19 protein-coding genes are annotated in these 23,772 nt (G+C 52.2%); 5 read left to right on the top strand and 14 right to left on the bottom strand.

From position 1 onward, the window contains the following. Positions 1–237 precede the first annotated feature (237 nt). Positions 238–1,323, bottom strand: a complete 1,086-nt coding sequence (locus BLQ88_RS12550; RefSeq protein WP_090150030.1) for a T9SS type A sorting domain-containing protein — start codon at positions 1,321–1,323, stop codon at positions 238–240. Positions 1,324–2,015: 692 nt separating this feature from the next. Here BLQ88_RS12550 and BLQ88_RS12540 point away from each other — a divergent pair. Then, complete coding sequence (locus BLQ88_RS12540) at positions 2,016–2,984, top strand: methylenetetrahydrofolate reductase (RefSeq protein WP_090150024.1); 969 nt, start codon at positions 2,016–2,018, stop codon at positions 2,982–2,984. On the opposite strand, the gene BLQ88_RS12535 is transcribed toward BLQ88_RS12540, so the two are convergent. Together BLQ88_RS12535 and BLQ88_RS12530 are read right to left on the bottom strand one after the other, a co-directional pair. Continuing rightward, positions 2,974–4,437 carry a lipopolysaccharide biosynthesis protein gene (locus BLQ88_RS12535; RefSeq protein ID WP_090150021.1) on the bottom strand — a complete coding sequence of 488 codons (1,464 nt, stop codon included), beginning with the start codon at positions 4,435–4,437 and terminating at the stop codon, positions 2,974–2,976. The two genes, BLQ88_RS12540 and BLQ88_RS12535, sit on opposite strands and share 11 nt — an antisense overlap. Before the next feature lie 48 nt (positions 4,438–4,485). Continuing rightward, the gene (locus BLQ88_RS12530; RefSeq protein WP_090150018.1) at positions 4,486–5,202 is read right to left on the bottom strand and encodes a class I SAM-dependent methyltransferase; all 717 of its coding nucleotides are present in this window, start codon (positions 5,200–5,202) and stop codon (positions 4,486–4,488) included. 298 nt (positions 5,203–5,500) lie between these two features. On the opposite strand from BLQ88_RS12530, the gene BLQ88_RS12525 reads away from it, so the two are divergent. Further along, complete coding sequence (locus BLQ88_RS12525) at positions 5,501–6,637, top strand: glycosyltransferase (RefSeq protein ID WP_090150015.1); 1,137 nt, start codon at positions 5,501–5,503, stop codon at positions 6,635–6,637. Positions 6,638–6,671: 34 nt separating this feature from the next. Here BLQ88_RS12525 and BLQ88_RS12520 read toward each other — a convergent pair whose 3' ends face one another. The 8 genes from BLQ88_RS12520 to BLQ88_RS12485 form a co-directional block, all read right to left on the bottom strand. Next, the gene (locus BLQ88_RS12520; protein ID WP_090150011.1) at positions 6,672–7,418 is read right to left on the bottom strand and encodes a TylF/MycF/NovP-related O-methyltransferase; all 747 of its coding nucleotides are present in this window, start codon (positions 7,416–7,418) and stop codon (positions 6,672–6,674) included. Positions 7,419–7,468: 50 nt separating this feature from the next. Continuing rightward, positions 7,469–7,666, bottom strand: a complete 198-nt coding sequence (locus BLQ88_RS12515; RefSeq protein WP_143016834.1) for a hypothetical protein — start codon at positions 7,664–7,666, stop codon at positions 7,469–7,471. 117 nt (positions 7,667–7,783) lie between these two features. Beyond that, on the bottom strand, positions 7,784–9,067 hold the full coding sequence (locus tag BLQ88_RS12510) for a sensor histidine kinase (protein WP_090150005.1): 1,284 nt from the start codon (positions 9,065–9,067) through the stop codon (positions 7,784–7,786). A gap of 1 nt (position 9,068) precedes the next feature. Continuing rightward, entirely contained in the window at positions 9,069–9,395 is a 327-nt protein-coding gene (locus BLQ88_RS12505) for a circadian clock KaiB family protein (RefSeq protein WP_090150002.1), read from the bottom strand. A 5-nt stretch (positions 9,396–9,400) separates the two neighbouring features. Then, the gene (locus tag BLQ88_RS12500; RefSeq protein ID WP_090149999.1) at positions 9,401–9,694 is read right to left on the bottom strand and encodes a circadian clock KaiB family protein; all 294 of its coding nucleotides are present in this window, start codon (positions 9,692–9,694) and stop codon (positions 9,401–9,403) included. Between the two features lie 9 nt (positions 9,695–9,703). Beyond that, on the bottom strand, positions 9,704–11,383 hold the full coding sequence (kaiC, locus tag BLQ88_RS12495; protein WP_229212682.1) for a circadian clock protein KaiC: 1,680 nt from the start codon (positions 11,381–11,383) through the stop codon (positions 9,704–9,706). 227 nt (positions 11,384–11,610) lie between these two features. Then, positions 11,611–12,396, bottom strand: a complete 786-nt coding sequence (locus BLQ88_RS12490; protein WP_090149994.1) for a hypothetical protein — start codon at positions 12,394–12,396, stop codon at positions 11,611–11,613. A gap of 153 nt (positions 12,397–12,549) precedes the next feature. Next, a complete protein-coding gene (locus tag BLQ88_RS12485) occupies positions 12,550–13,803 on the bottom strand; it encodes a styrene monooxygenase/indole monooxygenase family protein (RefSeq protein WP_090149991.1) in 1,254 nt (417 codons plus the stop codon). Positions 13,804–13,981: 178 nt separating this feature from the next. Here BLQ88_RS12485 and BLQ88_RS12480 point away from each other — a divergent pair, with 178 nt between their 5' ends. Next, positions 13,982–19,561 (top strand): hybrid sensor histidine kinase/response regulator, encoded by a 5,580-nt coding sequence (locus BLQ88_RS12480; protein ID WP_090149988.1) that lies wholly within the window; start codon positions 13,982–13,984, stop codon positions 19,559–19,561. Between the two features lie 6 nt (positions 19,562–19,567). Here BLQ88_RS12480 and BLQ88_RS12475 read toward each other — a convergent pair whose 3' ends face one another. Beyond that, positions 19,568–19,882 (bottom strand): Hpt domain-containing protein, encoded by a 315-nt coding sequence (locus BLQ88_RS12475; RefSeq protein WP_090149986.1) that lies wholly within the window; start codon positions 19,880–19,882, stop codon positions 19,568–19,570. Further along, complete coding sequence (locus BLQ88_RS12470; protein WP_090149983.1) at positions 19,879–20,580, bottom strand: response regulator transcription factor; 702 nt, start codon at positions 20,578–20,580, stop codon at positions 19,879–19,881. The genes BLQ88_RS12475 and BLQ88_RS12470 overlap by 4 nt, the downstream gene beginning before the upstream one ends. Before the next feature lie 252 nt (positions 20,581–20,832). On the opposite strand from BLQ88_RS12470, the gene BLQ88_RS12465 reads away from it, so the two are divergent. After that, positions 20,833–22,596, top strand: coding sequence for a thiamine pyrophosphate-dependent enzyme (locus BLQ88_RS12465; RefSeq protein ID WP_090149980.1), 1,764 nt, complete (start codon positions 20,833–20,835; stop codon positions 22,594–22,596). Between the two features lie 3 nt (positions 22,597–22,599). Next, entirely contained in the window at positions 22,600–23,082 is a 483-nt protein-coding gene (locus BLQ88_RS12460; protein WP_090149978.1) for an MEKHLA domain-containing protein, read from the top strand. A 5-nt stretch (positions 23,083–23,087) separates the two neighbouring features. Here BLQ88_RS12460 and BLQ88_RS12455 read toward each other — a convergent pair whose 3' ends face one another. Beyond that, positions 23,088–23,765: a phosphatase PAP2 family protein gene (locus tag BLQ88_RS12455; protein ID WP_090149976.1), complete on the bottom strand. Its 678-nt coding sequence runs from the start codon at positions 23,763–23,765 to the stop codon at positions 23,088–23,090. Between the last annotated feature and the right edge of the window lie 7 nt (positions 23,766–23,772).

The raw sequence follows: 23,772 nt of genomic DNA, 5'->3' as shown, positions 1-23,772 counted from the left end.
TGTTAGGGTGAGAGGGATATTAATATTTTTAAAAAATATAATCCAAAAGAGGCTAGTGCAGATTTAAACGGGGTTAAAATGACCTTAAATTAAGATTAAAATCCACCTTTCACGGAGTGCCGGGAGGTTACAAACGATTGCATCGGGCATAAAAAAACAGTAGCAGCCTTTCAGCCACTACTGCTCAAAATCCCCCGTGATTTCGATCCTCTATCGGTTTCAGGGGTTATCGTCGTGTTATGGAACGAGGACCCTTTTGGCACGGGCGCCCGCATTCATACCCCGGAGCGAGAGGACGTACAAACCCGCGGGCAACTGGTTGCCGGGTTTCAACACGAACTCGTTCCCGGATCGATTCAATGAAAAGCGCACGGCCCTTCCCGACAAATCATAAAGCCGGATAGCCGAGGCATCTTCGTTTTTCAGCAAAAACCTGATCTCGCGGCTGGATGCCGGATTCCCCAGCAATTCGAATGCGACGCTTCCGGCCGCATTGTCTACTGCCACTAGCCGCGAAATTTCAGACGTTCCATCCAGGTCGGCGACCCGTAACCGGTAGTAATTCATTCCCGGCAGGGGTGTCGCGTCGGTAAACTGGTAACGCTGAGCTACCCGCGAGTCTCCACGCACTTCCACGCGGCCTACCTGGGCAAATTCCCGGGCATCGGCGCTCCTTTCGACGTCGAAATGGCGGCTGCCGGTTTGTTCGGTGGTAGTCCATGAAAGGCTGATGGCATTGTCGAGCAGCGTGCCGTTGAATCGGGCCAACGTTACGGGCAGCTTGACGTTCCCGCCTTTGAGAACGCAATGTACGGGAGGAGTCTCTTTATCATTGGATTGCGTAGCCCATACGTCGGCCACAATCTCCGGCAGCTCAGTGCAGGCGTTGGGCACCAGCAGCTGGATATTGTCGATGCTGATCCTGAAATTGCCGCCGCCAAGGTCGGTTTCACTCACTGTGAGACCTGCGAAAATCGGGGTGATGTTATCGTCCGGGGCGTAGTCGGGCAGTAATGTGATCGGCGAGGCAGTGCTTATGGCGATTGTCGCCAACACATCTCCGAGGTCGTCCTCGTCAGGGCCTTTGCCGTAATCGTGTCCGGAATAGTCAGGTGTCAGCCAGAAGTGGACGTATGCGAATTTGCTGCCATTATTTTTTTTAAGTGTAAACGAATACTTGATGTTGACGATGCAATTTCCACCCGAAGCTGAAACACTGTTTAATTCAATCAGGTCGTCACTTAATGTACACGGGTCGGCCAGCACGACTGCGGGGCAGAAAGCAGCCCCGACAATCAGCAGTAATGCGTGAAGTGTTTTCATAATACAGGACGTTTAGTAATGTGTTAGTCATATATTAATATACATTCTATATCTTGAAATAATTAAATTAATATTGTGAATATGACCTAGTTTATTGAAAATTAATTATCGTAAAAGTCGGTGTAAAACTATATTTATAACACTATTAAATACTCCGGCTTCTTGTCGAAATACATTGAAACGTATACTTTCCAAAATGTGTATTGTTCTGATAGTAAGTTTTTTGTATGAATAATTGAAACATTTCTCTCGCACTTTCCTGTTTCTGAAAATTTTTTAACACGCCGGGCAGAATCACTTTTTAGGCGAAATTTTGCTAAAAGTTTAATATTTAAAAAGTACAATTATTGAAAGTCTTTGTTTCTTGTTGCAGTGCTATTTTTTTGATATTCCTGCACGAGCAATGGAAAAAGTTTGATTTGCGTAAGTAAACGGTGTTGAAGTTGCAATTTCCGGTGCGTATCCGATGATCGATCGGCGCGAGGAACACGCAATGGGCGGGGGAGGAGCCGGGCTTTGCCACGGCGCTGAACAATAAAAAAATGCGGAGGAGGCTAATCGGGTAGTAATAAATCCAGAAAATGATGTTTAGTTTGGAGAATGGACGCGAGAGATGCAGGCGGTATGCGGGATGTCCATCGAGCAGGTAATCGTTAGATGAAGCGGCAGGACGCCGTATTACAAGTAATGTCATGTTTCTGAACAAGATCAAATCCCGGGAATCCGGAGTGGTGCTTTACGGTATCACGCCGCCCAAAGCCGACACCACTGTTGAACGCGTAGCCGAGATCGCCGAAAAGACCATTGCCCGGTTGTCGGCCCTGGATATCGACGCGCTGGTTGTATATGACGTGCAGGACGAATCGGCCCGCACGAAAGAAGAAAGGCCGTTCCCATTCATGAACTCGCTCGATCCGTTCGTTTTCGCCTCGGAATACCTGGGCTCGCTCGATGTTCCGAAGATCATTTACCGTCCCGCCGGCAAGTTTTCGGGCGAGGAGTTGTCCGAATGGCTGGATGCATTGCACAAACAAAGTTTCTATCCGGTTTTTGTAGGCGTGCCTGCGCCGGATTTTCCGGTCAGGACGAGCCTGCCCGAAGCTTATAGGATCTGGCGGGAGAACGAAGAAACTTCCGTGATCGGCGCCGTGACTATCCCCGAACGTCACAAGCTGCTGCAAGACGAAGACGTGCGCATTCTGGACAAGATGGAATGCGGGGTGTCGTACTTTATTTCACAATGCGTTTTCAATATCGGATATGCCAAGCAGGTGATCGAAGATCTCGCTGCTAGCTGTGACCGCCAGAAAATAACGCCGCCTACCATCATTTTCACCATCACGGCCTGTGGTTCCGAAAAGACATTGCAGTTCATGGACTGGCTTGGCATTAACGTGCCCGACGATGTGAAGGAAGATCTGCGGAAATCGGAGGATATTCTGGAACGGTCGGTCAATATCTGTCTCGACATCGCTTCCGAGCTCACTGAATTCTGCATGCAGCGCTCCATTCCTTTCGGCTTCAATATCGAAAGTGTAGCCATCCGTAAGGCGGAAATCGAAGCGTCCGTTTACATGGCGAGCGAGATCAGTCAAATGCTGAGGGATAAGGGCGTGCGCCAGTCGGTACGTGCGCAGAAAGAGTTCAGACCTACGACCTGATCCTCGCCGATACGTTCGTGAAGACTTTTTGGACCATACCCATCACCATTTCATAATGAAATGCCAGGAAGGTAATGCCCAGGACCGCCGCTTTGATCACGAACACGTAAATGAGGTTTGCATTATCCTGCTTGAAATTAACGAAAACCTGCACCAGGTATAGCAGTACTATAAGCGCCGCCGCCATTTTCATGTGCTTCGCGATCACTTTCAGAAACCGGGTAAAGCTGCTGTTCAGGATCCTGCTGATCAGTACGTAATATACAATCGTGAAATTCAAAACGATTGCCAGTGAAATGCAAAGGGCGGTGTAGGTGAGGGATTGGAAGTAGAGGATACCGAGGAGCGTCGCGGAAACGGTCGTGAATGTGCTTAGAATCCCCATTTTGAATAGCTTATCCGTGCGGCCCATGGACTGGAATATGGCGCCTCCGCTTGAATTGACCATTTGCAGCCAAATGGACGCCCCGAATATCTGCAACACCGGGGCTACCGCCATCCATTTGGAACCCAGCACCAGGTACACAATTTCCGACGACGAGAAGAACACGAATACCGAAATGGGGATACCGAGCATCGCCAGGATATTCACCACCTTCAGATACTCTTCGAAAATAATTTTCGGCTGGTCCACAAATCTCGCGAGCACGGGGTGCAGCACGGGCGTGATCACGTGCGTGAGGTTAGCCACCGGGTACATCATAAGCTGGTACGACTGGCTGTAAATCCCCAGGTTCTGGTTGCCCATGAACTTGCCGATCAGGATGTTGTCCAGGTTACGCGAAAAGTAATTGATAAAATTGAATGCAAACTGGAAACCCGAGTACCGGGCGATTTTCCGGAACCCGCCGAAGCCGAAACCTTGCACCAGTCTGAGTCTGGAAAAATACAGGCATAGCGTGAAAGTCATCATGCTCGAAAGGATCGATCGCCAGACGATCGAATAGTAGCTGTTGCCTTTCATGGCGAGGAACACCACCAGCAATCCGGTGGTGATGTTAGACGTAATTTCTATCGCGCCCAGCAGCTTGAAGGACTTATCCCGCATGAGCAGGCTCCGCGGTACGCCCGACATGGAACTGAAAAATACGCTGATAGCCAGCAGCTGGCCGATCCGTATGTAGATGTCGCTTTCATAAAACCAGGCAATGCCGTACGACAACAGGAAGAATGCAAGCCCGAGGCAGGTGCTGAGTAAAATATTGATCTTGAAAATATCGGAAATGTCCTTTCCGGTCAGATTGCGGTTCTGGACGATGGCCGTACCTACGCCAATGTCGCCCAGGATGCTGAAAAAGGTAATGAATACGGTCACGACGCCGACGATTCCGTATTCATTGGGGGATAAAAATCTGGCCAGTATCGAATTGATTACCAGCCCGATCAGTATGTTGCTGTATTTTGAAATAAAAACAAAAAAAGTCCCCCTCTTGATTTCTTGGTCAACCCGCATTTTCTATAATTTTTAGCACATGCCCGCCCCGGGCAGGGGAACAAACCGTTACGCTTTCGGAGCGTTCTTTCTCGCTACGAGAATATAGGTGCAGGCGTCGGAATTCTTGCCGTCTTGCGAAAAAATCTTGTCAAAAAAGTAAATGAGGGGCTGAAAGATAATTGCGAGCACTGGGCGCATAAATTTCGGGAGTGCAAAGGTGAAGCCATCCTGGAAAAGTTGCAGGCCCATTGCCGCCCGTCCGATGATTCCTCTGAAATGGATTACTTCAAAGCCGGCGTCGGTTACCACTTTTTTCAGGCCGGTAGAAGTCCAGCGCCAGAAATCGGTCGGATCGGGGTGGAACATCCAGTAGCCGTGCGTGCTCAGGATGAGCTGGCCGTCGGTTTTGAGTACTCTCAGGGCCTCTTGGAGGTAAGCTGTCGGGTTTACGACGTGTTCCAGCGCCTGGGTCGACAATACTACGTCGAGGCTTTCGTCGGGCAGTTCGATCCGCCCCTCGGGAGAAATGAAAATATCGGCGACCTTGTTTCCGGGCAGGTCAATGCCGATGTACTTGTGAACGAATGGTGCTACCAATGATTCGTACGGTTTGTTTCCACAACCGTAGTCGGCCAAAGTCAAGCTTCTTGAATCGCGCGCCACAAAAGTTTGAATAACATCCTCAATAGCCTGGCGAAGTTGGCGAAGATAATAATAACGGGTTGCCATTCTTCCGAATATCGACGGATACAAGCGTTCGATTCCTGGTTCTCTTTCAGTCATGCTGTAAAATAAATATAGTGTTTGTAAGTAAATGGACGGGTGGCTACAAACCTGAATCACCCGACCTCTCGCTACCGAGGCTGCAATTTATAACTCTTTTTGGGCGAATTGAAGATCGGTCATCGTATATTTGACCGTTTTACAATATCCGGCACGTCCGGGTGATCGAACGGATGGGGAGAAACTGTTTGGTTCTTCCTTTCTTAGTTGCTCATTACTAGTAACTTGTATAAAAGCCTCTCCGGCATATTGATTAACACACTACTCAGATCGGCAACAGGCCGAAGTTTTTTAGAATATGAACATTCTGGTATTCAATCCATCATTTTTCCCGCTTAGCGAAACATTTGTCCATCGTCAGGTAGTGGGCTTGTCGAGATACCACGAGGTCACGATGCTGGCCTACCGGTATGAGAACGCAGATAAATTTCCGATCGATGTTAAAAAGGAGCTCATTACCCCATACCGGGGCCTGGCCGACAAGGTGATCACGAAGGCAATGCGTGCGTTTGTGGGGCAAGGTTACAAGTTAAGTTTTCAAAACCGCGCGCTGCTGTCGACACTTTTGAAACGGGACAAAATCGACGTTATCCATGCCCACTTCGGGCCGTCGGGGATTGAAATGCTGCCGGTTGCCCAAAAACTGGGCATTCCGCTGGTAGTCAGCTTCCACGGGATCGACGCGGCACCGGCTATGCTCGATAACAAGGCATATGCCGACAAAATCAGCGAAGTAATCGAATATGCGAAAGCGGTTATCATCGTCAGCCCGCATTTTATCGATACCCTCGATCTCAAACGATTCAGTAGCAAAGTGCATTTGATTCCATACGGCACCGACGAACAAAAGTTTCTTCCCGCGGAAATACCTGATCGTGACAAGGTAGTGATACAGCATGTGGGCCGTCTGGTGCCCAAGAAGGGTGTTCCCGATTTGATAAAAGCATTCGCTACCCTTTGCAGCCGGTACGACAACCTTGAATTGCGGATTATCGGCGACGGCCCGGAAATGCCTATGTGCAGGGAACTCGTCGATCAGCTGAATCTGGGCGACAAAATAGCGCTGCTCGGGTCCAAACCACACCAGGTGGTGAATGAGCAGATGAAAGGCGCCGACATTTACGTGCTTAATAGCCGCACCGACGACAAGGGAGATATGGAAGGCTTACCCAACTCGATTCTGGAAGCGATGAGCATGGAGAAGGCAGTTGTCTCTACCTATCACGCCGGAATCCCGCAGGCGATACAGGACGGGGAGAATGGTTTGCTCGTGAAGGAAAGAGATAACGAGGGACTGGCCGCCGCGCTCGACAAATTGATCCGGGACAAGGAACTGAGGCGCCGGCTGGGTGTGGCTGCAAGGAAGACGGTGATCGCCGGGTTCACCTCGAATGGAATGGAAACAAAAATCCAGTCAGTGTTTGCGAACTTGTAATGTCGGCACTGACTGGATTTTCTTTCATTTAAAATCAGACTGACTGCGATTTCACCGCGATCCGCCCCGTGTAATCTATCCTGTTAAGCAAGAGTGGTTTATCTGCAAAATACTCGTCCACGGCCTTTTTACAGCCATCCCAATGCCCGTAATCGTCGATGATCAGCACGCCGGAAACGGCCAGGAGCGGATACAAATGCAATAGTTCGTGCCTGGTGGACTCGTACCAGTCGGTATCGAGGCGCAGCAATGCGATGCCGTTGGCTGGCAATGTCGCCGGAATGGTATCTTCTACTTTTCCTTTTACATATTGAATATTCGCTGCCGGATATTTGGTAATGCTCATGTTCTGCTTCACGTCGTTAATGTCTGCAAGGCACCACACGGAAGTTTCTTTATTATCGGCGCCCTTTTCCATCAGTACTTCGGCATTTTCGCCGCGGAAAGTCTTGTCATGCTCGGTCGGTTCCGACATTCCTTCAAACGTATCGTACAGGAACAGCCGCTTGTCGGTATTGCGCAGGTGAAGGAGCGTGAGGGCGATCATCATCGAGCTTCCGCCGCGCCAAACCCCGCATTCTACAAAGTCTCCCGGGATATTGTATTTCACCACATACTTCACTGCATTGAACAAGGCATACATACGTTCAATGGAAGTCATGGTGTAAGGCCTGCATTGTTCGTACAAGGCCAGGAAAGTTTCATCGTCGGTGAATTTTTCTTCTTTTTTGATCCGGGATACTTGCAGTCCAAAAGGTTTCAATAGAAGCGAATTGATCATAAACAGGCAGATATAGTGTTAAAATGAATGAAAGGTACATGCTTTGGCCTTCATACTCCCCAGAAAATACTTAAATACAAACCGACACCGACCAGCAGCACACCTGCAAGGATCGTCACGGCGATCAGTGCGGACACGAATGCTTGCTCCTGTTCCGTATCGTCGACCAGCCCGTTCAGGATCAGGCCAGACTCCACGCCTTCGTTTTCCTGATCTTCGGTATGCATTTCAAGTATAAAATGTTTCATCACCGGGTTGATAGTCAGTCCTTCAAATGGAACCATTTTTCCATCAACGATAGAAAAGATTCTCAGCAATTCCAAACTTACCGCCAAGATTCTGGCCCATTGAAAGCTAACGGATAACTACCCCAGCGGCTGTTTCACAGGCAGGCTGATCGTGAAGCGAGCGCCTTCGCCGAGCGTACTGTCGGCGGTGATTTTCCCGTGATGTCTTTCAATGATTTTCCGGGTAATCGAAAGTCCGATACCGGAGCCTTCATATTTGTCTTTATTGTTGAGCCTTTCAAAGAGCGAGAAGATCCTTTCCTGGTATTCTTTTTCAAAACCGATGCCGTTGTCGGCCACAACGATGTGGCAGAACACGATGCCGCCGGCATCGTCAGGGGCAGAATGGGAGGGCTCGCAAAAGATGCGTATAACCGCCGGCCTGTCCTGGCGGGAAAACTTGATGGAATTGCTGATCAGGTTCTGGAATACCTGCTTGATCTGCCCCCGGTTTCCTTCGATCATGGGCAGGGCATCCACGGTCACTTCTGCATTCCGCTCCTGCAAAAGCAATTCATAGTCATCGAGAATCTCGGCCACAACGGCTTCCATGTCTACCGCATCGAAAGTTTGCGTGTCGGTTGACAGTCCCGAGTAATTAAGGATGTCTGATGCCATCGAGCGCATTCGCTGCGATGATGAGATGATTTTGTCGAGGTATTTGCGGCTTTCCGGCGGCAGGTCCTTCGCGTGCCTGTCCCGGATCATATTCGCGAAAATCAATATCTTCCGCAATGGCTCCTGAAGGTCGTGCGAGGCAATGGATGCAAACTGCTGCAAATCGTGGTTGCTCGCTTCCAATTCGGCATTGGCGATGGTTAGCCGCTGGTTGTTTTCTTTCAGCAGGCGCTGGATATTCTTTTGAAAAGTGAGGTCGGTCACGATCACGCTCAGCGCAGGCCCCTCGTCGAGTTGCAGCACGGTGAGCGAAAGCTGGGACGGAACCGATTCATCGTTTCTGCAAATCTTTACCTCGATCTGCACATCACCAAACCAGGCCATATCAAAGACCTCTCTGAACATCGGTTTACAGTCGTCGGACACGAACGATTCGAAATCCTTTCCGACGATATCCGACAGCGTAGCGCTAAGCATGGACGCAAATTTGGAATTGGCATACAAAATAACGCCGTCCTCGTTCAATGTTAGCGCGCCTTCATTCATCTTCTCGATAAAGAGGCGGTACGAATGGTCGGCTGTTTTGAGGGTATAGAGCTGGTGTCCTGCCTGGGCGTCATTCACCACCAGGGCATCGACCTGGCCCGTGCGAATGGCATCGATCGTGTCCGACGCTTCTTCCAACCGCAGGGTCAGCTCGGCGTTTTCCCGAAGGAGTTGCTCGTAAGTTTTCGGATTGCTCATATCATTCGCCGGATATACCAAGACCTTTCAGAACTTTTTGCGTATCCGACATATCGCCGATCAGCCTTCGCTCGGGATAGGGTCTCGATTTGATCAAAAGCGGCAGTGCCACAAGCTGTTCCTTTTCAGCAAGCGACTTTTCCTGGTGGACGTCAATCACCCGGAGCGTGTATCTATCACCGAGATATTTTTCACAAATCTCCCGGAGGTTCGCCACCGCCCGGATGGAGTTAGAGGACGCACCGGCAATATAGAGGCTCAGCTCGAAGTGGTTGTCCATTTCGTCGTCGTCATCCCAGTCCTGTGTCGGTAGAGTTCCCTGATTCATCTGATTTATTTTGCCGGGCGAATATTGAGGCCTACCAGTACCTTTTCCTCATTGGAAAGGTCTCCGATAATCTTGCGAATAGGCTCGGGCACTTTTTTGACCAAAGTCGGAATGGCCAGTATCTGGTCGCCTTCGGCCAGTTGCGGCTGCACCAGCAGGTCGATCACTTCTATCACATATTTGTCTTTCAAATACTCTTCGCAGTACTTTTTGAGGTTGGCGAGTGCCGCCACAGACCGGGCGGTTTTCCCGGCTACGTACAGCCTGAGCTCCCATACTTCTTCATTTACTTCTTCCATAACAGGGTATTAAAGCAGGTCGTCACGCTTGCGGGTGAGTTCCTGGCGATTGTTTTCCATAATATTCTTTTTGAGCTCGTCTTCGATGTAGCTTTTGTTAAGCTCCTCCTGCAACGACTCGAATTCCTCCTTCAACGACGAGATTTTCGATTCGAGGACCAATCGTTTCCGTTCGATTTCGCGGTCCTTTCTCGATACGGCGTGATCCCGGATAGCTTCGGTAGTTTTTTCAACCAACTGCTGCGTTTCGCGTGCCGAGCCGGTCAGCACGCCCTCCGGTCCGAGGAATACTTCCACCAGTTTGAGGCCCTCGTCGGTGATGACGAACTCCCGCACCTGGTTCGAATGCCTCATCCCGCGTGATTTCATGACATATAACCCGCGGTTGCGCTCGCCGTTCGACTCGATGTCGCGTACGAGTATCCAAACGTCCACGAGCGAGGATACGCCCTCGTCGGTTTGTTCGGTTTTGTTGTCATTGAGTGCCAGTGCGGTGAACACAACGGTAATCTGCTGGCTTTGCAGGAAGTCGATCAGCCGTGTAAGCAGGCTCTTGACCTCGCTGTTCGAACCGACGGTAATGAGGTTGCTGATCGGGTCGAGCACCACTACGCTCGGCCTGAACTTTTCAACCAGCTTTACGATGTTCAGCAAATGCATTTCGAGCCCATTGAGCGTGGGCCTCGACGCGCTGAACATCAGAAGGCCATCGTCTATGTGCGCTTGCAGATCGATATTGATCGATCGCATATTGCGGATAATCTGGTGTGGCGACTCTTCGAATGCAAAATAGATAGCGCGCTGGCCATCTATACACGCTTTGTCGATAAAACTCCCCGCTATGGAAGTTTTCCCCGTTCCTGCGGTGCCCGAAACCAGTATACTGCTGGCTTTGAAAAAACCTTCACCGCCGAGCATTTTGTCGAGTGCGGGGATGCCCGATGACAACCTTTCGGAGGATACCGGGTGGTTCAGTTGAAGCGAGGTGACAGGTAATACCGAAATACCCTCTTCGTCGATCAGGAACGGATACTCGTTGGTACCATGCACTGAGCCGCGGTATTTCACGATCCGCAGAATGCGGGTAGATATTTTGTTTTCGACCCGGTGGTCGAGCAGGATCACACAGTCCGACACGTACTCTTCGAGCCCCTGGCGGGTAAGCGATGCTTCGCCTTTTTCACCGGTGATAATGGTTGTCACGCCCTTTTCTTTGAGCCATTCAAACAACCTGCGGAGTTCGGCCCGCAGCACTGCCTGGTTCGTCAGTCCTGAGAAAAGACTTTCGATCGTGTCGAGCACAACCCGCTTGGCGCCAATGCTATCGATCGCATATGCGAGGCGAATGAAAAGACCGTCCAGGTTATACTCACCGGTTTCTTCGATCTCGCTCCGTTCGACATGCACGTGGTCGATCCGGATCTTGCCGTCGCGCTGCAACTGGTGCAGATCAAACCCGAGTGAGGCGACATTGACGGCCAGTTCTTCGGCTTTTTCTTCAAATGCCACGAACACACCTGGCTCGTTAAAGTGTACCGCGCCGTGCACGAGAAATTCCATCGAGAACAGCGTTTTCCCGGACCCGGCGGCGCCGCAGATAAGCGTCGGCCTGCCGGAGGGTAATCCACCCGCGGTAATTTCGTCGAGGCCGCGGATGCCGGTACTCGATTTGGGAAGTGTGGTGGGCATTTTTGTTGATTCTGAGGGTTCCAAACTCATTGTCAATTCTGATAGTCTGTGGTGATTGTTTCTATTAAACCGCGGTAAAGTGACCATGGTAAAATAGACATTATTAAAACCATGCCATGTCCCGGAGCAATGCTGAAACGCCCCGCCGGTCGGGGATATCGACCGGTGGGGCGTTTCAAAAGTATTCAGTTTGTTGAAGCAGCGTAGTCCCGAATCTCAGGCAATGGCTATTGGTTGGCGGCCGGTTCGCTGTAAAAGAAGTCGTCCATGATCACCAGGTCGTCGTTGGCGTTGTATTTGTATCCGCCCGAAATACCCGCCGAGCCGGAGGTGATTGTAACCCTGGTTACTTTATTATCCGGGAAAACCACCCCGAGGAATGAGAAGCCGTTGTTATCGGTTCGTGCGGGTACATTGAATTTACCCAGGCTTTTATCACCTTCGAAAAACTCGATGCTGCTGATATTGGCGCGGTCGACATCGGAAAACACAGCCCCGAATCCCCGGACGAACGCGGCATTGTTGGTACCCGGAATTTTGAAGGTCAGGTCCATTTTATTGCTACCGATGGCCGCAAACGTACGCGCAGGGCTGAACGATTTGAACTGTTCGCTGTTGCCGGAAACCGCGTCGCTGAAATCCTTATCGCTCACCCGCAGGCCTTTTCCTGGCGTAGAGAAGATAATGCCGCGTTTCCTGCCGGCAGGCAATGCAGGGTCGGTGCTGTTGAAAAAGTCGCCGGGGAAATTGTCGGTGTTCGTCTGGTTATCGGGCACGGCATCCCAGTTGATTTCCCTGCGGCCTGTGGAATTGACGGTCGTGTTCAGCGGATCGCCCAGCAATGTCCTGAATGCCGAGATTTGCGTATTAATGTCGCCGCTGCCTTTGATTTCAGTGAAATTAATCTCCGTCGAGGGAGCCGGATCGTCGTTTTTGGAATCACAGGCAGATACGAATGCGATGCAGGCAAAGAGTGCGACATTGCCCAGAGCTGTTTTGAACGTTGTTTTCATGGATTGTTTTATTTGGTATGGATATAGAATGGGATTGAAAATGCTTGTTAAATGCAGGCAAAACGAGGCCTGATCAACCGGGAGGGCCGACGGAGTATGCTAACGGGTTGTGGTATATGTGCTGATAACCTGGGCTTTCAGTAAGCGGCCATGTTACAAGGCGGCCGAAGCGGGTATCATCGTCTTGCGGGTGAGGTATTCGCGGGCTGCATCTGCATTGTCGAGCCACGGGAACAACGAGGGCGGATGGTTGAAGCCATTCACAAAATCGGAAGCGACTTCGGGATAGCGCGTCGCGGATTGCAGGACATCGACGACGTGCGGCGCGGGTGGGCCGAGGAAAATGTCGCAAAAACGGTTCACATACCGCGAATACTGCCAGAATTCTTCGAAAGTACGGTTCATCCATTCGACGTCGAACGGTGCGTCGCCGCGGTTAATGATCGCCTGGGCATAGCTGTTCGCCATTTTGGAAGCGTTATTCCCGCCCTGGCCTACGATCGGGTCGTTGAGGATCACCGTATCGCCCACACCCAGCACGGCCGCCGTGGAATTCAGCCGGACCACCGGTTTTCTGACGACGGGCGCAAAAGAGCCTTTCAAAAATGCATTGTTGCCCACGAGCGCCGCATTCTCAAAAGCCGGGTACCGCCAGGGCAGGAGCGTGCGTATCATTTCTTTCGCCCTGGACAGAATGCCGGCGGCGGAATCGGCGTCGTCGAACACGTCCATCGGGCCACCCGGAATGCTTTCGATGAGCAGGAAGGCGCATTGAATGTCGTCTTTCTGGTAAAACGGCGCGGTAATGATCTCCCCGGCGCCCATTACGGCATCCAATGTGATGGAGTTGAAACGTGTCCGGTGTGTGTGTTCAAAATCGTTGATGTGGATCTGTACCAGTTTGCGGGCAGGTACTGTGTGCGTAGAGCGTTCGTCGTCCCTCGTAAACAGCCTGGCCAATGGCCCTTTACCCGATGAAACCACCACGAGGTCGAACTGTGCGGTGCAGGCCAGCAGATCGGAGGGCGTGGTATCGCTGACGATGAACTTGCCGCCGAGTTTTTCGAACAATTTAATCCACTGATAGAATTTCAAACGCTGGTCAATGGAAGCGCCCGGCTTGCTGGTGCGGGATTTGATGCCGAAAGCAAAGTCGCCGGCCGGTGTGCCGAAGTTGATATTGAAACCGGTCGAATGGAAAGCGGTATCGGCCCAGAGATCAAGGCCCAGCTCCTTTTCCAGTTGCAGGGTATCGTTGAAAAGGTAAGTGGCACCGGTAGGCGGGCCATTAAATATCTCCTCTGCCGAACGCTCCGAAATGATGGTCACGTCATAACCGCTTCTTACCAGTCTCACACCCAGGTGCAATCCCGATTGGCCCGCGCCCATAATTGCTATCTTTCTCATTGTCCGATGTGTTTGATTTTCCTTTGATGCTTACAAAGGTACAGCGGGCAGCAGGCGCCAAATGGTAAGGACTCCTTAAAAAGTATAAAAAAATATAAAAATCCGTCTGCGGCAATTGGCCGGTATTGCCTGAAAGTTACCTTTGCATTGCTTTGAAACTGAATATATTAAAGACGTGATGGGCCTCAACACTATACAAATACCCGATTACCGGGTCACGCAGGAAGTTTATAAAGATTCGAACCGGTCGTTCTTCCGGGCGGTGCGCGAAAGCATTTCCGAAGAGGTCATTTTAAGGGTAGTACCGGTCTCCGCCGGCAACGAACAGCCTTACGAGCAGTCCTTCCAATTCCACCGCATCCTGAATGCCCGGCGTTCCCGGCGCACCGAAAGCTACCACATCACCGAGCTCGATCATTTTGAAGGGATCCTTTTGGAACAATACCTGGATACCCATGCTACCGATACACGCACGGGCATTGTCATCGCCGAAGGGCTTGTCCGGATCGTGGAGGAGCTGCATTACCACGGCATCGCGCATTGCGACCTCCGCCCGGCGCACGTGTTTATCGATCCTGCAACTTGTGAAGTCCGCCTTGCGGATATTGCCCAGGCACGCCCGATGATGAACGGTACCCACCAACCAGCAAGCCAGGCGGCCATAGACCTGCATTACATTGCGCCCGAGCAAAGCGGGCTTATCGATGTACCGGTCGATTACCGTGCGGAGTACTACCATCTCGGCGTGATTTTCTACCGCCTGTTTACCGGTAAACTGCCTTTCGAGAGCGCAGACCCGGCCGAGCTCGTACATGCGCACATCGCGCGGATGCCTGAGCGGTTTTCAGAAGTATCCTTAGCACTATCAGGCATTGTCATGAAACTCCTGGCGAAGAAGCCGGAAGACCGTTACCAGGCCACCCGCGGCATCCTGGCCGACCTGGCGCTATGCCAAAGCAATGCAATGCCCCGGGAAGATTTCAAGCCGGGCAGGTACGACGAACCCGGCATTTTTAAACTGTCGGATCGCCTGTACGGGCGCATGCAGGAGGAGGCGCAGGTACTAGCTGCGTACACACGCATACGTGAGGCCAATGAGCTGGTACTGGTAGCGGGTCAATCGGGAATAGGAAAGTCCTCGCTGATCACCGCCGTACAGCGGCAACTGGAAGCTGAGGGAGCACTCTTCATCACCGGCAAATTTGACCAGTACGTTCAGGACATCCCGTTCGAAGGGGTGATCAAATCTTTCAAAGAGCTGGTTTGTAAAATATCACAGGGAGATACAGCCTACTGGAAAAACGCCATTCTGGAAGCGGTAGGGCCTTTCGGGCAGATCGTCATCGATGTAATTCCCGAATTGCAGAAACTCATCGGCCGCCAGCCGGCAGTGGAACGCCTCTCGCCGCTGGAAGCGCAAAACCGGTTCGTGAATGTGTTTACCCATTTTATCAATGTATTCACAAAGCCCCGGCACCCGCTGGTCATATTCCTGGATGATCTGCATTGGGCGGACCTGTCGAGCCTGCGCTTTTTGAGCCGTGTTACCCATTCGGTAGCGGGCAGCAACCTGCTGATCATCGGTACTTACCGGGATAACGAGGTCCCGGCCGCACATCCGCTCCGGACGGCGATCCGGGAGCTCGATACGAGCCAGTCGCGGCTGACGCAGGTCGCACTTTCGCCTTTGCAAAAGGAAGCGATTTCGGAGCTCGTCGCCGATACTTTTTCCTGCCCTGTCAATGCCGCATTGCCTTTGGCGGAAGTGGTGCTGGCCGCCACATTGGGTAATCCCTATTTCATTTCCGAAACCCTTGACCGGTTTCACCACCAAGGCCTGATCAACTACGACGTCGCAGGCAGGAAATGGCAATGGGAGGTAGCGCAGCTCGATAAGGAGACCAAATCGGTGTCGTCGCAGCAATTGCTGGCCACCAAAATCAACAACCTGTCTGCGCAGGCCCGCCATGCATTGACAACCGCTTCCTGCATCGGTACCGAATTCGACCTCGTGGTACTGTCGGCGCTGCTGGACAAAACCCCGCAGGAAACCGGCGAGGATATTCAGGAAGCAGTAGCCGAAAACCTGCTGCGCATTACCAGTAGCAGGCAGCCAAACGACCATTACCTCGTCCAAAACAGGTACATATTCGTGCACGACCAGGTGCAGGCGGCTGCGTACGACCTGCTTTCCGGCGAAGCGCAAACGGAGGCACACCTCAGTATCGCCTGGTTTCTGCTCGAAAGGCTTTCTGCCGAGGAGCGCGACCGGCAGCTTTTCGAGATCGTCAACCACCTCAACCACAGTACGGTATACGAAACCGCAGCGGAGCGCCGCAAAGTAGCCCGCTTCAATTGCGATGCCGGTGAAAAAGCCAAAGCATCGGCGGCGTATTCGGTGGCATTCGCTTATTTCGGGAAGGGCAGGGAAATGCTGCGGGAAGAAGATTGGCAGGACGACTACGACCTGGCTTTTTCGCTGTCCATTCAATGTGCGGAAACCGCCTACCTGGCGGGAAATGCCGGGGTATGCCTGACGATCGCCGGCGAAATACTTCACCGGGCGAAGCGGCTGGAAGACAAGGTGGAAATCTACGACGTTCAGATAAGGTGCCTGATTTTAGACCGGCAGGAAGACAAAGCCGTTGAAATTTCCCTGTCGGTGCTGCGCGAGCTGGGAATACGCTTTCCCGGCCAGCCCGGCAATGCACACATCATCACCGGCTACCTTAAAACGAAATGGTGGCTGCGCGGCCGGACGATCGAATCGCTGGCGCTGCTGCCTGCCATGACGGACATTCGCGCACTTGCGGCCATGCGGGTTTTGCAAAACATTACGGCCATTGTATATGTCAAAATTCCGGCATTATACCCGCTGATGGTCATCAAAATGGTGGAACTCTCGCTCAGGCACGGGGTGGCGGCGGAGTCGGCGATCACATTTGCTACCTATGGGGCGATTGTCAATGCAGTCGAAAACAATGCTGCGGCTTGCTACCGGTTCGGTAATGTGGCCCTGAAACTCGCCGCACAAACCGGCGGCGTGGCGCGTGAACGCACTTTACTGGTGTACAATATCGTGAACCGGCCGTGGGGCGAGCATATCAACGACTCCCTGGAACCGCTGCGGAAATCCTACCAGACCGGCGTCGAAATGGGTGACCTGGAATATTGTACCTACGCCTCGAACAGCTACGCATTCCATTTGATGCTGTCGGGTAAGAACCTGCAATGGGTCAGGCACGAGATATTGCGGTACAACGAGCCACCCCGCGCGCTTTCCCGCGAGCAGGTTACCCATTACAATGAGCCGTTTATCGAAATGATAGACGGGCTGTTGGGGCAGCGCGACGATCCCGCAAGACTCTCAGGGCATTATTTTGACGAAAAGCCCGACTTTACCGGCATTCTCGCCCAGCAAGACCGGTCGCGGATGTTCGCAGTTTTCGTTTACAAAATGATTATTGCCTATTTCAATGAAGAACCTTCGCGGTCGGCGCAATACGGCGAACACGCCCTGGTTTACCTGGATGCCGTCAAAGCCTCGCTTTTCGAACCGCTGTATATTTTCTTTTCGGGTTTGGTGCACGTGGCATTGCATCGCGCGGGCGATGGGAAGCCGGCACATCTTCGTTCGGCCAAAATGCAGCTGAAAAAGCTTAAAAGGCTGGGCGCGATGGTTCCCGTCAATTTCGTCCACCGCTACTACCTGCTCGATGCGGAAATAATGGCTGTGCAGGACAAAAGCGACCAGGCTACCGCACGTTTTGACCAGGCCATTGCCACCGCGCATCAAAACGGCCACGCGCACGATGCAGCACTGGCCAATGAGCTTTGCGGCACGTACTGGATAGCAAAAGGTCAGGAAAAAGCAGGTCATTTTTACCTGCAAGCAGCATTGGAGGGCTACCGGGAGTGGGGTTGTGTATTGAAAGAACGGCGGTTGCTGGCGGCCTTTCCGCGGCTCGCGGATACAGCCATCGAACCCGCCAAAACGGCCCCGCTGAATGCTGGTGAAAGCATTGCGTCCTCGCTGGATCTCGCCACATTGATGAAAACTTCCGCCGCTATTTCCAGCGAGGTGGTTTTTGACCAGTTGATGGAAAAGCTGATGCAGTTTGCGATCGAAAACGCGGGGGCGCAGTCGGGATACTTTATTCTCGATTGGGGCGGCGAGCTGATGATCGAAGCGGCGCGTTCGGTGGTGAATGCGCGGACCGATATCCGCAGGGTCCCGCTCTCCGATTCGGTGTCCGTGCCGCCGGGTATTATCGAGCATGTTTTCCAGTATAAAACCGATATCGTGTTGCCGGATGCGCAGCTGAGTGAATTCAAAAACGATCCGGTAGTGGCTGTCAGGGGCGTCCGTTCGGCATTGTGCATTCCCGCATTGAACCAGGGCAAGGTAGTAGGCGCGCTGTACCTCGAAAACAACCTTGCGACAGCCGTATTCACCCAGGAGCGCACGCAGCTGATCAAACTTTTATCGGGACAAATAGCGGTAGCGATCGAGAATGCGATTTTATACGAAAAACTCGAACAAAAAGTGGCTGTGCGAACGGCCGAAATTCAAATCCAGAAAGAAGAAATCGAGCGCCAGAAGCAGCTTGTAGAGGAAAAATCGCAGTTTAAGGAGCAGTTTTTTGCCAATATGAGCCACGAGATCAGGACGCCTATGACGGCCATTCTCGGCATGTCCGAACTCATTTTTGACACCCCACTCAGCGACCGGCAGCTCGAATATGCGAAGGGCATCCGCTATTCTTCAGAAAACCTGCTGGCGATCATCAACGACATTCTCGACTACTCCAAAATCGAGGCAGGCAAGTTTTCTTTTGTGAATAAACCCTTCCAGGTCCGCGACCGGATGGAGCGGTTGGGCTATATTTTAAAGGTTATAGCGGAAGAAAAAGGGTTAAAACTGGAAATCAATGTAGATCCCGACGTCAGCCCGCAGCTGATCGGCGACCCGATCCGGCTGCACCAGATCTTGCTGAACCTGGCCGGGAATGCGGTGAAATTCACAGAAAACGGCTCGGTAACCATTCACGCGGGCATGGCATCGCGGGAGGGCGGGTACGAACAGCTGCATTTCAGCGTCACAGATACGGGCATAGGGATCGCCAAGGATAAACTGGAATACATATTCGAAACTTTCGCACGCATCGACGACGATTCGAACAGCAGGCAAACCGGTACCGGACTGGGCCTTTTCATTGCCAAAAAGCTGGTAGAAGAGCAGGGGGGAAGTATGCAGGTTCAAAGCCGGCCCGGCCAGGGGACTACATTCAGCTTCGACCTTGCATTTGAAATATGCAATCCTTCCGAAGATCACGCCGGGACCGACGACGACACACCGCTTTCCGGACTCGCGGTACTGCTCGTGGAGGATAATCTCTTCAACCAGGTGGTGGCCGAGGAAACTTTGAAGAAAATGATCCGAGACGTCCGCGTAACCATCGCCGACAACGGCGAGATCGCATTACAAAAACTGGCAGACGACTATTTCGACATTGTGCTGATGGACGTAAAAATGCCCGTAATGGACGGCTACACCGCTACCCGCGCCATACGTGCACGCGAGAAAGGCCGCCGCGTGCCCATCCTCGCATTCACGTCCAACGCCAACCCGTCCGAAGCGCAGAAATGCATGGACGCCGGGATGGACGACTACATTACCAAGCCGATCGAGGCGAAAAAATTGAAATACAAAATCCGGAAATTGTTGCCGGCCAGCCAGGCCGGGACGCTTCAATAGGCGCGGTCAGGGCTGCCAGGACTGCTGAAACTCCTGGGTAAATGTGCTGATTTTCAAAGCTATATCGCTGGTTTTGCCGTCGTCGACCTGCTCTTCCAGGCTCCGCATTTGTTCTGCAAATGCGATCATTCCCACGTAATTGAACTGCGTTTTGAGGCTATGGAGCGCGGTGGAAAGTCCTTTCCAATCCTGCGCTTCGCAGAGTTGCGGAAGGGCCGCTACCTGGGCGGGTACCTGTGTTTTGAAGATGTTTACGAAGCGGTCGACCAGTTTTTGGTCGCCGCCCATGAGGTTATGGAGCAGCGAAAGGTCCATGGTCATGCGGTAACCGGTTTGAAAATGAGCTTATAGCCCTCGCCATGCAGATTCAGGATTTCCACCGCAGGGTCCGCTTTTAAAAATTTCCTCAGCTTGCTTACATACACATTGAGGCTGTAACCGCGGTAATGCTCCTCGTCGCCCCAGATGCCGATCATCGCGGCGTCGCGCGTGAGGACCTTGTTCTGGTGTTCGCAGAACAGTTTCAGGAGTTTTGCTTCGATGGAAGTCAGTTTAATGGTTTCTCCCGAAACAACCAGTTGCCGCAGTTCCGGATCGAAACGGGACTGGCCCCATTCGTACAAGTCGGTGACGCGCGTTTTTTCGTGCACTTTCACGCGTTTCAGAATAGCCCTGATCCGCAGGTAAAGCTCCTCCATGCTGAATGGTTTGGTAAGGTAATCGTCCGCGCCGAGCATCAATCCCCTGATCTTGTCCTCTTTCAGCGACTGTCCCGTCAGGAAAATGACCGGAATGTTTTCATCAATCTGTTTAATTTCCTCCGCGAGGGTGAAGCCGTCCTTTTTGGGCATTTTAACATCCAGGACGCACAAATCGAACGGTTGGGCCTTAAACGCGTCCAGCCCGGCCTGGCCGTCGTGTTTGAGGACTACTTTGCATCCTTTCATTTCCAGGTATTCTTTCGTCAGTTCACTGTATTGAACTTCGTCGTCGATGAACAACAGATGGGGCTGTTCCATAAATAGTCACGTTAGTTGGGTGCCAGGAAGATTTTTTGGAGGAGGGGAAATGCAATATTATCAAAAGCCGGTCGGCTGGGCAAGAATATCCTATTTAGCGGGTCGGCACGGGAGAGTTTGAGTATTTGATACAATGCAATAGTCTAGAATTCTAGATTTAATTCTACTTAAAAATAGCAATTAATTTGACAAATCAATATTAAAACTATTTCTACTTTTGCCTGAACATTTTCTCAACAAACCCACTGCATTATGAGTTTCGAAGTAATCGAACCCGCGTCCTTTGTCACGGATTTGGAAGAATGCCTGGGTCTGGACAGCTACCAGGCCATCATTACCACATTAGCTAGCTGGGGGATCCGGTTATATGCGGGTGTAAACGGCGGAGGGGTAATCCACCTGCTCAAACACCTGGCCCCGCTCTGTGAAGATACGACGGAAACGCCTTCTTTCCTGACCATAGGTGAATACACGGCCGGGTTTATCCCGCTGGGCCATTACCTGGCCAGCGGCACGTTAGCGGCGTCCGTCGCGACCACGGGCGCTGCTACCAGGCTCATTTGCTGCGGGTTAAGTGATGCAAAACTGCATGATATACCAGCTGTGTACATCGTGCCCGTCTCAAACCCTGGTACCACGGGCTTCTCGCCGTTACAGGACACTACTGAATACGGCAGTAATATCGTAATGCAGCTGCGCGCCGAATTACCCGAATCCGTTTTCGTCCTGAATTGCCCTGTTACATTGCAGGAGCAGCTCGCGCTGGCAAAGGAGCAACTCGACCGCTCGAAGCCCGTGGTGGTGGTGCTGGATAACGAAGGACTCGGTAATTTCCAGCCGGACGCGGATTTTCCTATGCCCATACCGGGCATTACGGTCAGGAAAAGTCACTATGCCGATGCATTACCGGCCGCATTCCGGAGGGAGACCGCGGGCAAACGTGTAGTGCTATTCGTTGGCGAGGAAATGGCGCGCTATCCCAACGCCCCGGAACTTACCACCCGCCTCAGCGAGGCGCTTCAAGCGGCTGTGATTTGGAGTATCAATGGTGCAAATGCCGTCAGCCGGGACAACCCTTATGGTTATGGGTACATTTCGTTTGGGGGCAATGACAAAGCCATTTCTTTGTATAACTCACTGGGAAACAGTGATGTGTTGCTCGTGCTGGGCGCTTGCCCGGACGAGTATACGGTCAATTTCAAGAAGATTTCGGCGGCCGCCACGTTTCATTTCAGTAATATTCCCGAGGCCTACGGAATGGTGGAAAACAGCTTGCGGCATGTAGTAGAAGGCAAATATTACCAGGTAAATGCCCCGCTGGATTCTTTGCTTGAAACACTGATCGGTGCCGCATCCACACACCCGTTTTCCAACCTGCCGATGGAAAAGGCCCCCCGCGTACTGAATGACCTGCCTTTTGCCCATGCCGGCGACGGCTATGCCGATATGGCTGCGCTTTACCAGCGCCTCGATCAATGGTGGCCGGTGGATTCGATCGGCATCGATGATACTTGCCTTGCGTATAAGGACCGGCAGTATGTGACCCAGCGGCCCAACAACAACATTCGTTTTTACTCGCTTTACCGGGGTTCGGCCATGGGCGGCGCGTTTGGTGTCGCCATCGGCGCCAAGTTGGCCGACCAGCGCCGGCAGGTGTTCCTGTTCACGGGCGATGGCTGCTTCCGGCTGTTCTCCGGCTCTATGGGGGAAGTTAGTAATCTCGGTCTGGTGGTATTTCTGCTCAATAATGAGACGTTCGGGATCGTGGAGCAGGGCCTGCGGAAAGTCTTGCCGGATATGGATACACCCTACTATCATTCCCGGCTGGAACCCATTGACTACTGCGGCATTGCCCGGGCAAACAACTGGGATGCCGTACGCCTGGCCCCGGACCTCGGTAATCTCGACGACATTTTGGGCAAAGTAAATCATGGACTTTCCCGTTCTTTGCTTATCGAAGTGCCGGTAGATCCCGACCAGGTACTGGGCAAAAATCCACGACTGAAAAACTTATAAAGAATGGCCACCACAACAAACGACACATTGATCCGGCAGATAAACGAATGCTTTCACAAGCTAAGCGGTAAACCACTTTACGCACCTCCCGGAGTAGCGGATACAGACCAATGGCTTACCGAAGAAGCCCCATACGGCATACTGGCGCATAATACCGACGCCGACCCGCGCTTCATCTACGCGAATGCACATGCCCTGGCTTCATTTAAATATTCACCGGAAGAAATACTCGTAGTACCATCCCGCCTGAGCGCTTCGGAGCAGGACAGGCCGGAGCGGCAGAGCATGCTGGAAGTGGTTTTACGTGATGGCATTGTTTACAACTACTCAGGTCCGCGGGTCGATAAACACGGTAATACTTTTACGATTTACGACGGGGTTGTATGGCAACTCAGCGACCCGGATGGAAAGGTATGGGGCCAGGCTGCACTTTTCTGGACGGAAGAAACGAAGCGGCCGGAATGGTTCCGGCACGTGCTCGACTAGCCTCCTTAATATACCGGTTGTGATCTGTTGTGGGCTTTCCCCCATTTGTACCGGTGCGTCCAGTAAGCTACTTTCATCGACAGATACCCGATGCCCGCGCCCACGAGCACGTCGCTGATGTAATGCCGGTTGTTGGCCACCCGCAACAGCCCTACCGAAGATGCCACGGAGTAGGAAGCGTAGGGCATCCACGGATACCGCTCTTTGTATTCCTCATTCAGGAATGTGGCTGCGGCGAATGCCTGGGTGGTGTGGCCGGAGGGGAACGAGTTGTAAGTACTGCCGTCCGGCCGCAGGGTATGCGTCGCCGATTTCAGAATGGTAGCCGTGGTGAGCGCCATCGCTTCGCCTTTCAGGAGGATCGCGGTGCGGTTGAGCGCATCGGTTTTGGATTTAATACCAAATGCATCCAGCCCGTAAGCAACCACCAGCGGCGAAAACTGCATGTAATCGTCGATGTGCGTATGGAAACGGGGAATGTGCCGGTTGCGGCTTTCGGCCAGCTCGTTTTTGAGGGATTCTTCCGAATGGCCATTGGCAATGAGGCCGCCGATGATCAGCGACGCCGGCGCGTAAAACTGCTGTAATGTGAGCGGCTTGCGTGCAGGCAGGCTGTCCGTAAGCATAAGCGGGCGCGCGAATGTGCACGTGTACGAGAGGAAGAAAATGACGAGGAGTCGCATGAGGGGC

Origin of the sequence: Dyadobacter soli, assembly GCF_900101885.1 — a bacterium.
GTDB classification, from domain to species: domain Bacteria; phylum Bacteroidota; class Bacteroidia; order Cytophagales; family Spirosomataceae; genus Dyadobacter; species Dyadobacter soli.
Note: the sequence above shows the minus strand (reverse complement) of the source record. Positions and strands in the feature narration are given on the sequence as shown.

What these genes read in the sequence shown, in the direction of transcription:
- BLQ88_RS12550 (WP_090150030.1), bottom strand. Translation starts at nt 1,323, where the DNA reads ATGAAAACACTTCACGCATTACTGCTGATTGTCGGGGCTGCTTTCTGC.
- BLQ88_RS12540 (WP_090150024.1), top strand. Translation starts at nt 2,016, where the DNA reads ATGTTTCTGAACAAGATCAAATCCCGGGAATCCGGAGTGGTGCTTTAC.
- BLQ88_RS12535 (WP_090150021.1), bottom strand. Translation starts at nt 4,437, where the DNA reads ATGCGGGTTGACCAAGAAATCAAGAGGGGGACTTTTTTTGTTTTTATT.
- BLQ88_RS12530 (WP_090150018.1), bottom strand. Translation starts at nt 5,202, where the DNA reads ATGACTGAAAGAGAACCAGGAATCGAACGCTTGTATCCGTCGATATTC.
- BLQ88_RS12525 (WP_090150015.1), top strand. Translation starts at nt 5,501, where the DNA reads ATGAACATTCTGGTATTCAATCCATCATTTTTCCCGCTTAGCGAAACA.
- BLQ88_RS12520 (WP_090150011.1), bottom strand. Translation starts at nt 7,418, where the DNA reads ATGATCAATTCGCTTCTATTGAAACCTTTTGGACTGCAAGTATCCCGG.
- BLQ88_RS12515 (WP_143016834.1), bottom strand. Translation starts at nt 7,666, where the DNA reads ATGAAACATTTTATACTTGAAATGCATACCGAAGATCAGGAAAACGAA.
- BLQ88_RS12510 (WP_090150005.1), bottom strand. Translation starts at nt 9,067, where the DNA reads ATGAGCAATCCGAAAACTTACGAGCAACTCCTTCGGGAAAACGCCGAG.
- BLQ88_RS12505 (WP_090150002.1), bottom strand. Translation starts at nt 9,395, where the DNA reads ATGAATCAGGGAACTCTACCGACACAGGACTGGGATGACGACGACGAA.
- BLQ88_RS12500 (WP_090149999.1), bottom strand. Translation starts at nt 9,694, where the DNA reads ATGGAAGAAGTAAATGAAGAAGTATGGGAGCTCAGGCTGTACGTAGCC.
- kaiC (WP_229212682.1), bottom strand. Translation starts at nt 11,383, where the DNA reads ATGCCCACCACACTTCCCAAATCGAGTACCGGCATCCGCGGCCTCGAC.
- BLQ88_RS12490 (WP_090149994.1), bottom strand. Translation starts at nt 12,396, where the DNA reads ATGAAAACAACGTTCAAAACAGCTCTGGGCAATGTCGCACTCTTTGCC.
- BLQ88_RS12485 (WP_090149991.1), bottom strand. Translation starts at nt 13,803, where the DNA reads ATGAGAAAGATAGCAATTATGGGCGCGGGCCAATCGGGATTGCACCTG.
- BLQ88_RS12480 (WP_090149988.1), top strand. Translation starts at nt 13,982, where the DNA reads ATGGGCCTCAACACTATACAAATACCCGATTACCGGGTCACGCAGGAA.
- BLQ88_RS12475 (WP_090149986.1), bottom strand. Translation starts at nt 19,882, where the DNA reads ATGACCATGGACCTTTCGCTGCTCCATAACCTCATGGGCGGCGACCAA.
- BLQ88_RS12470 (WP_090149983.1), bottom strand. Translation starts at nt 20,580, where the DNA reads ATGGAACAGCCCCATCTGTTGTTCATCGACGACGAAGTTCAATACAGT.
- BLQ88_RS12465 (WP_090149980.1), top strand. Translation starts at nt 20,833, where the DNA reads ATGAGTTTCGAAGTAATCGAACCCGCGTCCTTTGTCACGGATTTGGAA.
- BLQ88_RS12460 (WP_090149978.1), top strand. Translation starts at nt 22,600, where the DNA reads ATGGCCACCACAACAAACGACACATTGATCCGGCAGATAAACGAATGC.
- BLQ88_RS12455 (WP_090149976.1), bottom strand. Translation starts at nt 23,765, where the DNA reads ATGCGACTCCTCGTCATTTTCTTCCTCTCGTACACGTGCACATTCGCG.